At 74.8% G+C, this 13,733-nt stretch carries 9 protein-coding genes; 2 read left to right on the forward strand and 7 right to left on the reverse strand.

Annotated elements, in window-relative coordinates; all coding sequences use genetic code 11:
- Nucleotides 1-15 precede the first annotated feature (15 nt).
- Complete coding sequence (locus ACZ56V_RS28830) at nt 16-1,470, forward strand: RICIN domain-containing protein (protein WP_468946254.1); 1,455 nt, start codon at nt 16-18, stop codon at nt 1,468-1,470.
- Between the two features lie 27 nt (nt 1,471-1,497).
- On the opposite strand, the gene ACZ56V_RS28835 is transcribed toward ACZ56V_RS28830, so the two are convergent.
- From ACZ56V_RS28835 to ACZ56V_RS28845, 3 genes are all read right to left on the reverse strand, one after another.
- Entirely contained in the window at nt 1,498-3,591 is a 2,094-nt protein-coding gene (locus ACZ56V_RS28835; protein ID WP_398914689.1) for an ATP-binding protein, read from the reverse strand.
- Nucleotides 3,592-3,596: 5 nt separating this feature from the next.
- Nucleotides 3,597-4,274 (reverse strand): Pvc16 family protein, encoded by a 678-nt coding sequence (locus ACZ56V_RS28840; RefSeq protein WP_468946257.1) that lies wholly within the window; start codon nt 4,272-4,274, stop codon nt 3,597-3,599.
- A 194-nt stretch (nt 4,275-4,468) separates the two neighbouring features.
- Nucleotides 4,469-5,152 (reverse strand): helix-turn-helix transcriptional regulator, encoded by a 684-nt coding sequence (locus ACZ56V_RS28845; protein WP_398914489.1) that lies wholly within the window; start codon nt 5,150-5,152, stop codon nt 4,469-4,471.
- A 342-nt stretch (nt 5,153-5,494) separates the two neighbouring features.
- On the opposite strand from ACZ56V_RS28845, the gene ACZ56V_RS28850 reads away from it, so the two are divergent.
- The gene (locus ACZ56V_RS28850) at nt 5,495-8,887 is read left to right on the forward strand and encodes a helix-turn-helix transcriptional regulator (protein WP_467379504.1); all 3,393 of its coding nucleotides are present in this window, start codon (nt 5,495-5,497) and stop codon (nt 8,885-8,887) included.
- A 25-nt stretch (nt 8,888-8,912) separates the two neighbouring features.
- Here the strand turns inward: ACZ56V_RS28850 and ACZ56V_RS28855 are convergent, their stop codons facing one another.
- The 4 genes from ACZ56V_RS28855 to ACZ56V_RS28870 form a co-directional block, all read right to left on the reverse strand.
- Complete coding sequence (locus ACZ56V_RS28855) at nt 8,913-9,794, reverse strand: aminoglycoside phosphotransferase family protein (RefSeq protein WP_468946262.1); 882 nt, start codon at nt 9,792-9,794, stop codon at nt 8,913-8,915.
- A 49-nt stretch (nt 9,795-9,843) separates the two neighbouring features.
- Nucleotides 9,844-11,346 carry an MFS transporter gene (locus ACZ56V_RS28860; protein WP_356359602.1) on the reverse strand — a complete coding sequence of 501 codons (1,503 nt, stop codon included), beginning with the start codon at nt 11,344-11,346 and terminating at the stop codon, nt 9,844-9,846.
- Between the two features lie 68 nt (nt 11,347-11,414).
- Complete coding sequence (locus ACZ56V_RS28865; RefSeq protein WP_468946264.1) at nt 11,415-12,395, reverse strand: zinc-binding dehydrogenase; 981 nt, start codon at nt 12,393-12,395, stop codon at nt 11,415-11,417.
- Between the two features lie 59 nt (nt 12,396-12,454).
- On the reverse strand, nt 12,455-13,615 hold the full coding sequence (locus ACZ56V_RS28870) for an NAD(P)-binding protein (protein ID WP_468946267.1): 1,161 nt from the start codon (nt 13,613-13,615) through the stop codon (nt 12,455-12,457).
- Nucleotides 13,616-13,733 lie beyond the last annotated feature (118 nt).

Genomic DNA, 13,733 nt, shown 5'->3' on the forward strand with positions numbered 1-13,733 from the left:
CCGTAGCGTCGGCGTGTGAGCCTGTGGACTTCGCTGGAGCCCGCGTCCGCGACTGTGGACCCCGGCAGCAGTACGCGTGTGCGCCTGAGGGTGCGTAATACCGGTGACGTCGTCGACGAGTACCGGTTCGAACCGGTCGGGGATGTGGCTCCCTGGACGACGGTGGAGCCGCAGACCCTGCGCCTCTATCCGGGGACGACCGGCACCGTGGAGCTGACGTTCGCTCCGCCCCGGACTCCCGACGCGGTGGCGGGACCGAATCCCTATGCCGTGCGGATCCTGCCGACCGAGCATCCGGACGCGGTGACGGTCCCGGAGGGAAACCTCACGATCACCGCCTTCACCGAGGTGCGGGCCGAGCTGGTGCCGCCGACGGTGAAGGGCCGGTTCCGCGGCCGGCCGCGGCTCGCGGTGGACAACCTCGGTAATACGAAGGTGACCGCGTCGATCGCGGGCAGTGATCACGGCGATCATCTGTCGTACGAGGTGCGTCCGGGGAATGTGCAGATCGAGCCGGGTCGTGCGGCGTTCGTGGAGACGACGCTGAAGCCGAAGCGGATCATCTGGTTCGGTGCGAAGGAGGAGCGGCCGTACACGCTGGCGGTACGCCGGTCCGGGGTCGATCCCACCGAGATCGAGGGGACGTATGTCCAGCGCGGGTTCCTGCCCCGCTGGCTCGCCACGTTCTTCGGGATCTTCCTGGCGTTGGCGATCGCGTTCGTGATGATCTGGATCGCGTACAAGCCCCAGGTCCGCACCAGTGCGACCGAGCAGACGGAACAGGCCGGTGCCGCCCTCGCGCCCAGCCCGAGCGCCACACCGGAGTCGCTGCCCAGCAGTGCCGAGTCCGCGCCCGTCGAGCAGCCGCAGGTGCAGCAGCCGTCGGCCCCGCAGGAGTCGGAGAAGAGCGGCGGCGGGGACAAGGGCGGAGGCGGCGGTGGCGGTGGCGGGAAGCCCGCGACGAAGCCGGCCGCGAAGCCGGTGGTTCCCGCCAAGAACATCCTGCTGCGGAACACCACCAGCCACATGTGCGCCGAACTCCCCGGGCGGGAGAAGGGTGTGGCCGACGGACCCGTCCAGCAGGCGGTCTGCGACGACACCGACGGGGACAACCAGATCTGGGACCTCGAGGTGAAGTACGAGAAGGGCGGCCCCGGCGGGGCACCGCTCTTCCAGATCCGGAACATCAAGGACAGGTTCTGCATGGACCTGCCGAACCACGGCTCCGCCGCCGTGGGGACGCCCGTCACCGAGTTCCACTGCGACAGCACCACCTCGACCGACAACCAGCTCTGGTGGGTCGACAAGCAGGAGAGCGGCGACTATTGGATCCGCAACTTCGCCAGCAACCAGAAGTGCCTCGGGGTGGAGGGTGCGAACGGCGGCGCCCTCTTCTCCAAGTTGGTGCTGGACAACTGCAGCAACGTCGACGACCAGGAGTGGGAGATCATCCACCCGAAGAAGGACTGACGGACAGGCCCTGGGCGGACCCGGCGGTCACCAGCCGCCTTCGCCCGGGACCAGTCTCCCGGCCTTGCGGTACTCGCGGCGGGCGCCCTCCAGGAGGTCGTCCGCCGTCACCATGTCGTCGCGTCCGGCGGCGAGGTACGCGGCCGTGACGACCGCGCTGCGGATCGAACCGCCGGCCAGCTCGAAGTCCCGGGCCAGCGCCCCCGGGTCGATGCCCTCGGAGGACGGGACCCGCGACAGGCTGTGCCGCCACAGCGCCAGGCGCTGCTCGACGTCCGGGAACGGGAAGTCGACGACCAGGTCCAGGCGCCGGGTGAACGCCTCGTCGATGTTGGCGCGCAGGTTGGTGGTGAGCAGGGCGATGCCGTCGAAGGACTCCAGCCGCTGGAGCAGGTAGGCACTCTCCATGTTGGCGTACTTGTCGTGGGCGTCCTTGACCTCGGAGCGCTTGCCGAAGACGGCGTCGGCCTCGTCGAAGAGGAGTACGGCGTCCGTGCGGTCGGCCTCCGTGAAGATCCGCTCCAGGTTCTTCTCGGTCTCGCCGACGTACTTGTCGACGACCGACGACAGCTGGACCACGTACAGGTCGAGGCCCAGGTCGGCGGCGACCACCTCGGCCGACAGGGTCTTGCCGGTGCCGGACTCGCCCGCGAACAGGCCGAGGACGCCCCGGCCCCGGCCGCCGCCCGCGCTGAGCCGCCAGTCGCCCAGGACCCGGTCGCGGTGGCGGGCGCGCAGGGCCAGCTCGCGGAGCTGGACCAGCGGCTTGTGGGGCAGTACCAGGTCCTGCCAGTCCACGTCCGGCCGGATGCGGCGGGCGTGGCTCTCCAGCCCGGAGGCCGACTGCCGCCGGGCGGCGAGCCGGACGTGCTCGGCGTCGACCGGGGTGCCGTCGAAGGAGGCGAGGGCGCGGGCGGTCTGCGCGGCCCGCTGGATGCGGTCGCCGCCGAGCCGGTACGGGGCGACGGCCGTGGCCAGGTCGAACCCGTCGGCGTCGGCGCCCAGCGCGGCCCGCCAGGCGGCCACGCCACCGGCCCGGCGGCCCGGGGCGTCCAGGACGAGCGGGTCGGCCGGGGCCCAGTGCGGGTCGTAGGGGCGCGGGTCCGTCATGAGGACGGTCACGCCGGTCGCGGCGGTCAGCGCCCGCACCAACGGGCCCGGCTTCTCGGGCAGGCCCGACACCACGATCGCCCGGCCGCCGAGGCGGGCCTCGCGCAGCAGCTCGGGGACGTGGTCCTCGGGGTCGGCGCAGCGCAGCGCGTCGACACCCGCGGCGTCCAGGACGGTGGAGAGGGCGGCCAGCCCGTCACCCTCGCGCGGTTCCCGCAGATAGGCGGTGAGCGGGCCGTCCTGCAACCGGGCGGCCAGGCGCCGGACGAAGACGTCGGCGTCGCCCCCCGCGGCGGGCAGCGGGTCCGGCATCGGGAGCAGCAGGCCGAGGAGCGCGGCGTCCGGGGTGTCGTCGCCGAGGAGGTGGCCGATGAGCCGGTCCGGGACGCGCAGCGAACGGGTCAGGAAGGGGCGCTCGGGTTCCTCGACCTCCAGCAGGCCGAGGGCGCGCAGCGGGGCCGAGGCGTGGAACCGGGCCCGGGCCGTCGCCACGTGCGCGGGCATCCCGCACAGGTCGAGGGCGAGGCCCACGGTGGCGCGGCGGCGGCTCACGTCGTTGTTGAGGTAGCCGTAGAGCGGCTCGAAGGTGCGGTCGACGTCGGGGGCGAGGGCGACGAGCAGGGCGGCCGTGTCCAGCTCGGTCAGCCGCGCCGTCCCGGCCAGCCGGGCCAGCCGGTCCCCGGGGCCGGCCGGAGTGCCCGCCGAGACGGGCTCCGCGGGCACGGGCACGGCCGGGGGCACGGGCTGGGCGTCGGCGGACGGCCAGGTGCGCAGCAGGTGGTGGACGGCCTCGTCGGGCAGGTACAGGCCGCGCAGCGGGTCGTCGGCCGTCGGGTCGTCGGCGGTGCGGTGCTCGACCAGTGCGGTCACCCGGTCCCGCAGGACTTCGAGCCGGGCGAGCAGCGCCCGGCCGGCATCGCCGGAGCCGCCCGGTGGGGCGGCGGCCGGTGTGTCCGTGGAGGAGGCGGTGGCGGGACCGTGGGCGGGGGCCTGGGTGTTCGCGGTCGTCACTGTCGTCACTGCCGTTTCTTGCGGCCGTCCATCACGGCCTTGCGGGCGGCGCGGACCGCCGCCACCTGGTGCGGCCGGTGCGAGCGGCCCTCGGACATCGGCGGGTCGCCGTCGATGCCGCCGACCCGGACCGTCGCGCCCTCGGTGACCGGGGGCCCGGCGTCGTACTCGGGGAAGGCCGGGAAGGGCACGGTGAGCACCAGGTCGAGGGACGGCTTCAGCTCGCCGCCCAGGGCGGACCAGATCTCGGCGAGGGAACGGGACTCGGTCTGGGCGCCAGCCACCGTCATCGGCATCGGCAGCCCCATCGCGCCGAGTGCGCCGGGTAGTTCGTAGGGGGGAAGTTGCTCGCGGGGCAGCAGGGTCGCCAGTACGGCGGACAGCAGCCGGTGTTCGTCCTGCGGGGTCTTCGTCCAGGCGGTCACCAGGTATGACAGCCGGAACCAGCGGGGCGGCTGACGGCGCTTGACGACGATTTCGTCCTGGTCGCGCACCGCTACATGGCCGCGGTGCCGCCGGCTCACGTCTTCGCGGATGTCGTACAAGTAGGCGTTGACGACGGGGGCGTTGCGCCGGGCCGCCCAGTCACGGGTGGGTGCCTCGAAGGCCACGTCGATGCCCGAGTCCGTCAAGGCCCCGCCCTTGAGGAGGGCCTTGAGGACCTCGTCCACCTCGTGGATCACGCTCGCGCTCCTGCCCTGGCCGCACTCGGGTCCGCACGGCCCGCCCGCTGCCGCCGGTCACCGATGGCCGCCACCGATGCCTGTCACCGATCGTTCCTCCGGGTCCGTCCGGCCGCACGCGCACCGGGGACGACGTACGGGCAGGAAGCCCTGCCCGTACGGACCGAAGGGTCCGCCTTCGATTGCCCGTTCGGTCAGATGTAGCCTTCCCGCAGGGCATAGGCCACGGCGTGGGCGCGGTTGCGCAGATGGAGCCGCGTGGTGAGTCCGTGCATGACGTTCTTGACCGTGCGTTCGGAGTAGGACAACTTGCCGGCGATCTCTCCGGTGTCGAGACCCTCGGCGACCAGCCGCAGGACGTCCACCTCTCGGGGTGCGAGGCCCAGCGAAGGGGCGCCGGGGCGACCCGCCGCGCCGCGGTGCAGGGTGCCCACCTGGCTGATGAGCCGGCCCAGCAGGTCCGCGGGCAGGTCGCCGTCGCCGCGCGAGGCGGCCAGGACGGCCTGCACCAGCCGGTGGGCGGTGGCCTCGTGCCGCCAGACGATGGCGCCGACGCCGCACTCGACGACGTCGAGCAGTTCGCTCTCGCGGATCGCGCCGACCACCAGCACCGCACGCGCGCCCTCGCTGCGCACGATCCGGCGCAGCCGGGTGAGCGCCGCGTCGTCGAGCGCGTCCTCGATGAGCAGGGCCACCGTGCCCGGCCCCGACTCCTCGCGCAGGTCGATCTCCGGGTGCCGGCGCAACTGGCTGACCGCGCCCTCGCGGCTGATCGGGTCCGGAGCGGACACCGCCACCGGGACGCGCCGGTCGATGCCGCCGACCGCCTTGCCGGGCCCGTGGGCCGCGACTGCGGAGGTGGACGTGGTGGAAGTCATGGGTGTGGTGGTGTTCCGGGGTGAGTTGAGCAACCGTTTCCCCCCTGTTCACGTGCCCGCCGTCCAGCACAGGCCGGTGGCGGATGTGCGGGTTCCACACTTATGGGACTGCTGGGACTGCGCAATCGTGGAGCACCACGAGGCACACCACGAAACCAGCGCGCCGACCGCCACGAGCGGCCGCCGAGCGGGCGTCCCGGCAGGTCAGCCGGGTACCGCGAGGAGGCGGGGGCCCTTGGAGACGGCCGCGGGCCACCGTGACCCCTGCCACTTCGCACCACCGTTGACCGCAGTCGTTCGTCTCACACACCGGGGGAGCACCATCCACCACAGGAGGCACCGATGACCGGACCGCTCCGTGAACGCGACGACGCCCACGCGCTGCTGGCCGCCGAGATCGAGCGCGCACGGGCCGGCACCGGTCGCCTCGTCCTGCTGCGCGGCGCCACCGGCACCGGACGCACCGCCGTGCTGGAGACCGCCGCCCGGCACGCGGAGGACCGCGGTCTGCGGGTGCTGCGCGTGCGCTGCTCGCCCGAGGACACCACGGTTCCCTTCGCCATGGTCTTCCACCTGCTCGGCCCGGTACCGGAGTTCACGGACATGACGCCGGGCGGCGACGACCGGGGCAGCGCGGCCCGGCTGTGGCGGCTGCTGCGCTCGTACGCGGCCGAGGGCCCGGTGCTGGTGGCCGTCGACGACGTCCACCTCGCCGACGACTCCTCGCGCCGCTGGCTGACGGAGGCCGCCCGGCACGTCGACCGATTACCAGTACTGCTGGTCGCCACCGAACGCAGCCAGTACGACGTCGAACCGCGCCCCGCCGGACTCACCCAGGCGCTGTCGCCGTCCCTGGTGCGCACCCACACCCTCGCCCCGCTCAGCGACGCGGCGGCGGCCGGGCTGGTCCGGGACGCCTTCCCGGACGCGCCGGCGCGGTGGACCGAGGAGTTGGTGCGGGCCGGCGCGGGCAGCCCGCTGCTCCTGCACGCCCTGCTGGACGACCTCGGCGGCACCCCGCACCCCGACGGCGTGCCGCCCGTGCCGGACAGTTGCGCCGCGCTGTACCCCGGGTCCTACCCGGCCGCCGTCTCCTGGTGGCTGAGGAGCGCGGGCCCCGCGACGGCCGACGTGGCCCGCTGCCTCGCCGCCCTGGAGCAGGCCTGGCCCGCGGGCCCGCCGGACGGCCGGGGCGCGCTTCGGCATGCCCTCCCGCACCCGCGGACACCGTTGCCTGACGGGGTGTACCGGCAGGCGTCGGCGTTCGGCACCGGGTACCGGCAGGCGTCGCAGTCGGATGCCGTGTTCCGGCAGGCACCGCCGTCGGACGGCGTGTACCAGCAGGCGTCGCCGTTGGAGGGCGCGTACCGGCAGGCGTCGGCGTCGGACGGCGTGTACCGCCCCGCCCCGCCGTTCGACACCGCGCCTCGGCACCCCCACGACGCACCGACGGCGCGGACGCGTCGGCCCCGGGACATCGCGCCGGGCTGCCGGGACGTGTGGAGCGCGGAGCCGGGCGTCGTCGGCGCGGACCCGCGCGCCACACGCCCCGGCGTCGGCGCGGAGCTTCCGGAGCACGGCCCCTATCCGCACCCCGACGAGCCCGCCGGACCCGCCGACGGGACGCCGTACCCCGCGTACCCGGTCCACGACCCGTACGGCCCGTACGACGGACGGCACCCGTCCGCACCCGGCGCCGCCTACGGCCGTACCGATCCGCCCGCGCACGCGCCGCACCGGACGACGCAGTGGCGTACCCCCTCCCCGCCCCCGGCGCGGGAGTCGGCCGGTGACCCGGTCGACGTGCTCGCCGAGGCGGCCGGGGCCGACCCCGCGCGGATCGAGGGCTGGCTCGCCGCCATGACCCGGCTAGGGCTGCTGCGCCCCGACGCGGGCGGCCGCCCCCGCTACGCCCACCCCCTGCTGCGCGACGCCGTGCTGAGCGGCTGGCCCCGGCCGCGCCGCGAGGCCGTGCACCGGGCGGCGGCGGAGGCGATGCTGCGCCGCGGCGACCGGGTCGAGGCGGTCGCCCGGCACCTGCTGCGCACCCCGGCCGTCGGCCGGTCCTGGGCGCTGCGCGTGCTGCGCGACGCCGTGACCGTCGCCGTGCACGACGCGCGGCCCGCCGACGCCGTCGGATACCTGCGCCGTGCCCTGGACGAGCCGCTGACCGACGACCTGCGGCAACGGCTGCTGACCGAACTGGGCTCCCTGGAATACGCGTCGGCCGACACCCCGGCCGCCATCGCGCGGCTCGCCGAGGCCCAGCACCTGCCGGCCGACCCCCGCAACCGGGTGCGTACCGCCGTCGCCCTCGGCACCGCCCTGGCCGGGCGCGGTGAGATCCGTACCGCGATGGAGGTGCTGCGCCGCACCGAGGGCCGGCTGTCCGGCCATCCGGGCCTGGCCCGCACCGTGCAGACCGCCACCGCGCTGCTGTCCGACGAGGACCTGGCGACCCGGCAGGAGGTGTACCGGTGGCTGTCCGAGACCGGCCGGCACTCCCCGGAACTGGTCGGCACCGCCGGACAGGCCCTGCTGGTGCGGTACGCGGCGACGGCCGCGCTGATCTCCGCCGACGAGGCGATGGCCCGGGTGCGGGACCTGCTCGCGCAGCCCACCGACCCGCTCGCCGAGCCCTTCCTGCTCGGCACGGCCGCCGCGGTCGCCCAGTGGGCCGACGAACTCGACGAGGCCGAGCGGCTCGTGGAACGCGGCCTGGCCGGACAGCACCCCGCCCTGCTGCACCCGATGCAGCACGCGTTGCTCAACACCCGCGCCGACATCGTTGCCTCCCGCGGCGACCACGCCCGGCTGCTGGCCCTCGCCGCCGACCCCGGGCCCGGCCCCGGCCCGACCAACCGGGACGCCCACGCCCTGATGGCCCTGGTCCACACCGGCCGCACCGACGAGGCACTGCGCCACGCCGACCGCTTCGACCTGCGCGAGGTGCCGGAGAACTGGGAGCTGAACCGCTACCTGTACGCGCGGGGCGTACTGCGTGCCGCCACCGGCGACCCGGCGGGCGCGCTGCACGACTTCCTGGAGTGCGGACGCCGCCAGGCGGCCCGCGAGGTGATCAGCCCCGTCGTGACTCCGTGGCGGACCGCCGTCGCGGAGTGCCGGCTGGCGCTGGGCGGCGGCCCCGAGGCGCTGGCCCTGGCGACGGAGGAACTGCGGCTGGCCCGGGTGTGGAACACCCCGCGCACCGTGGGCCGCGCCCTGCGCGTGCTGGGCACCGCGACCGGCGGGCGCCGCGGCCTCGAGCTGGCCGAGGAGGCCGTACGGACCCTGCGGGACGCGCCCGCCGACACCGACATGGAGCTGATCCCCGCGCTGCTCGCCCAGGGCCGCCAGCTCCTCGACGCGGGCGAACGCGGACGCGCCCGGGCCCGGCTGCGCGAGGCGGCGGAACTGGCCGAGCGCAAGGGCGCCCTGCGCTGGCTCGCCCTGGCCGGGCAGGCCCTGCGCGAGGGGGGCGCCCGCGGCTCCGTGGCGTCCCGCACCGGCGCCGGGGCGCTGACCGGCAGCGAGCGGCGGATCGCCGAACTGGCCGCCGACGGCCGCACCAACACCGAGATCGCCGACCTGCTGCACCTCGCCCGGCGTACCGTGGAGACCCACCTGACCAGCACCTACCGCAAGCTGCGGATACGGCGCAGGACGGAACTGGCGGGCGCGCTGGAGCGCGGGGCCCGCCGGGAACGGGAGCCGCACCCCGACACCCGCGGCTGAGGACCGCCGGTGACACGCGCGGCCCTCACCAGGAGCGCAGCAGCCGCCCGATCTCCATCTGCTCCGTCTCCAGCGGGTCGCCGTCCTCGACGTTCCACAGGCTGTTCTGCAGCACGCGGCCGAGGGACCAGGCGCGGGCCCGCTCCCGGTCGAGGCCGAGGACGTCGGTCATGGCGTCGAAACGCCACCGGGTCTCGTCCGGGTCGTAGCGGTTGTCCAGGGCGGGCAGCAGGTCGAACCCGGGGTCGCCGGCCAGCGGCTTGGGGTCGATGGCCAGCCAGGGGGCGCGGTCCGCGGCGAGGACGTTCTCGTAGTGCAGGTCCCAGTGCAGCAGCCGGTCGCCCGGCTCGTCGGCGACCTCGCGCACGGCCGCGGCGCAGTCGGCGACCAGCCGCCGGTCCGCCGGGTCCGGGATGCGCTCCAGGGTTTCGGGCGTCCGCTCCAGCATGTGCTTCGCGATGTCCCCGAGGCGGCGCACACCGGGCGGCGCGGGCGTCGCGGTGAGGTGGGCCAGCAGCCGGGCGATGACCAGGACGGCCTCGCGGGAGTCCTCGACGTGGCTGAGCATCCGGCCGGAGTCCAGGCGTTCCAGGAGCATGGTCCCGGTGGCCGCGTCGTGGTCGAGCAGCCGCACCGCGCCGTCCCCGTCCCACACCCGCAGCGCGAGGGGCTCGCCCTCGGTCTCCGCGTCGAGGATCTGGAGCTTCAGCACGGCCTCGGTACCGTCCCGGCACACGACCGGCAGCACCAGCGCCGCCCACCCGTGCATCGAGGGTCCGTCCAGCCGCAGCTCCCACCGCCGCAGGAACCCGGCCGCCAGCGCGGGCAGCCCTTCGACGAAGGCCCGCCCGGCCTCCCCGTTGTACTTCGCCTGCGCGGCCACGAGCCCTTCGGGTACGTCGATCACACCGCCGGACGCTACCGGCGAGCGGGGCCCGCGGTCACGCGGATATCCCTCAGCCCACCGGCTCCCGCACCGCCCGCTCCGCCGGCAGCCCGTGCTTCGGCGCCTTCGCCGTCACCATCACCCCCGCGACCAGCCCCGCGAGGAGCATGACGCCGGCGGCCACCCAGATGGCGACCGTGTACCCGTGGACGATGCCCTCCCGGACGATCAGTTCCCGCTGGGAGGGATCGGTGAGGTGGGCGGTGATCCACGACGCGCTCGTGCTGGTCGCGATGGTGTTGAGCAGCGCCGTGCCGATCGAGCCGCCCACCTGCTGCGAGGTGTTGACCGTCGCGGAGGTCACGCCGGAGTCCTTCGGGGCGACCCCCGCGGTGGCCGTGGAGAACACCGGCATGAAGGTCAGGCCCATGCCGAGGCCCATCAGGAGCAGCGCCGGGAGGATCTCGGAGACGTACTCCGAGTGCACGGTGATCCGGGTGAGGATCACCATGCCGCCGGAGGCGAGGAGCATGCCGGGGACCATCAGCATGCGCGGGCCCACGTGCGGCAGCAGCCGGGCCGAGATCTGGGTGGAGCCCACCACGATCGCGGCGGTCAGCGGCAGGAACGCCAGGCCGGTCCGCACGGGGGAGTAGCCGAGGATGACCTGGAGGTAGTAGGTCATGAACAGGAACAGCCCGAACATGCCGATGACCGCCAGCATCATCGTCAGGAAGCACCCGGCGCGGTTGCGCTCCCGGATGACGTGCAGCGGCAGCAGGGGCGTCTTCGCCCGGGTCTGCCACCACACGAAGACGGCCAGCAGGACCACGGCCAGGCCGAACAGGGCCAGCACCAGCGGGTCGGTCCAGCCGCGCGGCTGGGCCTCGCTGAAGCCGTAGACGAGGGCGACCAGACCACCGCAGCCGAGGACCACACCGGGCACGTCGAGCCGGGCGTCGGCGTGGCCGGGCCGGTCGTGCAGCAGGGCGAACGCGCCGATCACCGCGACGACGGCGATGGGGATGTTGACGTACAGGCACCAGCGCCAGTTCAGGTACTCGGTGAGCACGCCGCCGACGATGAAGCCGATCGCCGAGCCGCTGCCGGCCAGCGCGCCGTAGATGCCGAAGGCCTTCCCGCGTTCCCTGGGGTCGGTGAAGGTCGTCGTCAGCAGGGACAGCGCGGACGGCGCGAGGACGGCGGCGAAGACACCCTGGAGGGCGCGGGCGCCGAAGAGCATCGCCGAGGTCGTGGCGGCGCCGCCGATCGCGGAGGCGGCGGCGAAGCCGATCAGCCCGATGACGAAGGTGCGTTTGCGTCCCACCAGGTCCGCGATCCGCCCGCCGAGCAGCAGCAGGCCGCCGAACGCGAGGGTGTACGCGGTGATCACCCACTGCCGGTTGGCGTCCGACATGCCCAGGTCGCGCTGGGCCGAAGGCAGCGCGATGTTCACGATCGTCGCGTCGAGGACGACCATCAGCTGGGCCAGGGCGATCACCACCAACCCCCACCAGCGGCGGGGGTCGGCCTCCGCGGGCGCGGCGGGTCCACCTGTCCGGGAGCCACTCATCTGGCCAGAAGACCATGGATCGGGACGTATCGCATCCCCGTCGCGCGGACCGCGCCGCTCGTCGCCGTTCATGGCTCCAGGACCACCTTTCCGGTCGTCCCCCGGTTCTCCAGGGCGCGGTGCGCGGCGGCGGCGTCGGCGAGCGGGAAGCGTCGCACGGCCGGGACGAGCCGCCCCGCGGCGGCCTCGGCGAGGGCGCGCAGTTCGAGGGTGCGTACGGGGTCGGCGCCGCCGGCCTTCTCCATCATCACCGGGCCCAGCACCTGCTGGGAGACGCCGTCGACGAGGTAGGGGGCGCCGTCGTGCAGGCCCTCGCCCGACCAGCCGAAGACCAGGTGCAGGCCGCCGGGTCCGAGCAGGGCGACGGCCTCGCGCGCCACCTCCCCGCCGACGCCGTCGAAGACGACGGTGGCCTCCCTGCCGCCCAGATGGGCGCGGACCTTCGCCGGCCACCCGGGGTCCCGGTAGTCGACGGCGAGATCGGCGCCGTTCGCGGCGACGAGCGCGGTCTTCTCCGGGCCGCCGGCGAGCCCGACCACCGTGGCGCCGGAGTTCTTCGCGTACTGCACCAGCAGCGTGCCGATGCCGCCCGCGGCGGCCGGGACGACGGCCACCGCGCCGGGACCGAGGTCGGCGAACTGCAGAATCCCCATCGCCGTACGCCCGGTGCCGATCATGGCGACGGCCTCGGCGAAGTCCAGGTTCGCGGGGATCTCGTGGACGCGGGCGAGGTCGGTGACGGCGAGTTCGGCGTAGCCGCCGGGGACGAAGCCGAGGTGGGCGACCACGCGCCTGCCCAGCCAGCCGTCCGGCGTGCCCGCCCCGAGGGCGTCGACGACGCCGGCCACCTCGCGGCCGGGGATCGTGGGCAGCTCGGGAAGCGCGGGCGCCGGGCCCTGGAGGCCCTCCCGCAGGGCGGTGTCCAGGAGGTGGACGCCCGCCGCGCGGACGGCGACGCGGACCTGGCCGGGGCCCGGAACCGGGTCCTCCACCTCGTCCAGGACGAGGTTCCCGGCCGGGCCGAAGGCGTGCAGACGAATGGCGTGCATGACGGTCCCCCAGGGGAAGAGTGCGCTGCTGCGGAGTGCTGTGGGCCCAGCCAACGACCTCAAGCGTGCTTGAGGTCAAGCTCGCGCCGGCCGAGGGCGAGGGAGACCGCCGTCAGGGCGCTGTTGAAGGAGACCTCGGAGAGCAGACCGGGCGAGGCGACCTGGTCACCGGCGAGGTACACGCCGTCGCCGCGGTCGACGGCGGGCCGGTCGCGCCAGGTGGTGCCGGGCAGGTCGACGGCGCCGGTACGGCCATTCGCGACCGCCTCGCGCCGCCAGGTCAGCCGCTCGCGCCAGCCGGGGAACCCGAGGTCGAGCAACTGCTCGGCCCGTGCGGTGCCGTCGGCCTTCGACTCGTGCGGCGCGAGGGGGATCTGCCCCTGGATCAGCTGCTCGCCCGCGGGCGCGAGCGTGCGGTCCTGCGCCGTGAACCGCTCGATCCACCCCGGCGCGTCCAGGTCGGAGACGGCGAAGGCGTCGCCGCGCCGGGTCCTCACGGCCAGGTCGACCAGGGTGGTGCGGCCGCTCGGCCAGGTCAGCGAGGGGTCGTCCAGCAGGCGGCGGGCCGCGTCGAGGGAGGTGGCGACGATGACGGGGGTGTCGGTGGGCAGCGCGTCCACGCGGGAGAGCGTCTCCATCCGGACCCCGAGGTTCCAGGCCAGGGCGGCCATCCGGTCCACCACCCCGCCCCAGCCGCCGCGCGGGTAGTGCGCCTCGGGCGGCAGCTTGGCGGCCCGGCGCAGCCGCTCCTGCACGAAGGCGGCGGACAGCGACCCCGGATCGTGGTGGAACAGGGCGACGGCGCAGTAGTGGGCGGCGGCCCGCGCGCCCTCCTCGCCCGCGATCCCGGTCGCCCAGGTCAGGAAGTCGGTGTCGACGGGGGCCGGCCCGACCCCCCGGCGCAGCAGCTTCAGCATGGCGAACGGCGGGGTGCGGCGCAGCGCTCCGCGGTGGCGCAGCCGCAGCCGGGCCGCCTCCAGCGGCGGGATGGGCGCGAGCGGGCCGATCAGGTCGCGCCGGCGCAGCCAGGCCCAGTGCGGGCCGCCGTTGTAGAGGGCGTGCGGACCGTCGTTGGTGCGGTAGGGGCCGTCGGCGGTCCGAGCCCGTCCGCCGAGCGTGTGGTGGGCCTCGTGGACGGTGACCCTGGCGCCCGCCTCGGCGGCGGTGATGGCCGCGGTCAGTCCGGCGAAGCCGCCGCCGATGACGGTGATGCGATGCATGACTCGGGTTCTCCCTCGGATCGGGGTCGCGGTCGGGTCGCCGTGCGCGGCGCCTGTCTGCCCGTACGACGGCCGAAAGGGCGCCGGATGTGACATGTGGCCCGGAGAGAAGGTGTTT

Source organism: Streptomyces sp. NPDC034099, from assembly GCF_055575415.1.

What these genes read in the sequence shown, in the direction of transcription:
- ACZ56V_RS28870 (WP_468946267.1), bottom strand. Translation starts at nt 13,615, where the DNA reads ATGCATCGCATCACCGTCATCGGCGGCGGCTTCGCCGGACTGACCGCG.
- ACZ56V_RS28845 (WP_398914489.1), bottom strand. Translation starts at nt 5,152, where the DNA reads ATGACTTCCACCACGTCCACCTCCGCAGTCGCGGCCCACGGGCCCGGC.
- ACZ56V_RS28865 (WP_468946264.1), bottom strand. Translation starts at nt 12,395, where the DNA reads ATGCACGCCATTCGTCTGCACGCCTTCGGCCCGGCCGGGAACCTCGTC.
- ACZ56V_RS28860 (WP_356359602.1), bottom strand. Translation starts at nt 11,346, where the DNA reads ATGAGTGGCTCCCGGACAGGTGGACCCGCCGCGCCCGCGGAGGCCGAC.
- ACZ56V_RS28850 (WP_467379504.1), top strand. Translation starts at nt 5,495, where the DNA reads ATGACCGGACCGCTCCGTGAACGCGACGACGCCCACGCGCTGCTGGCC.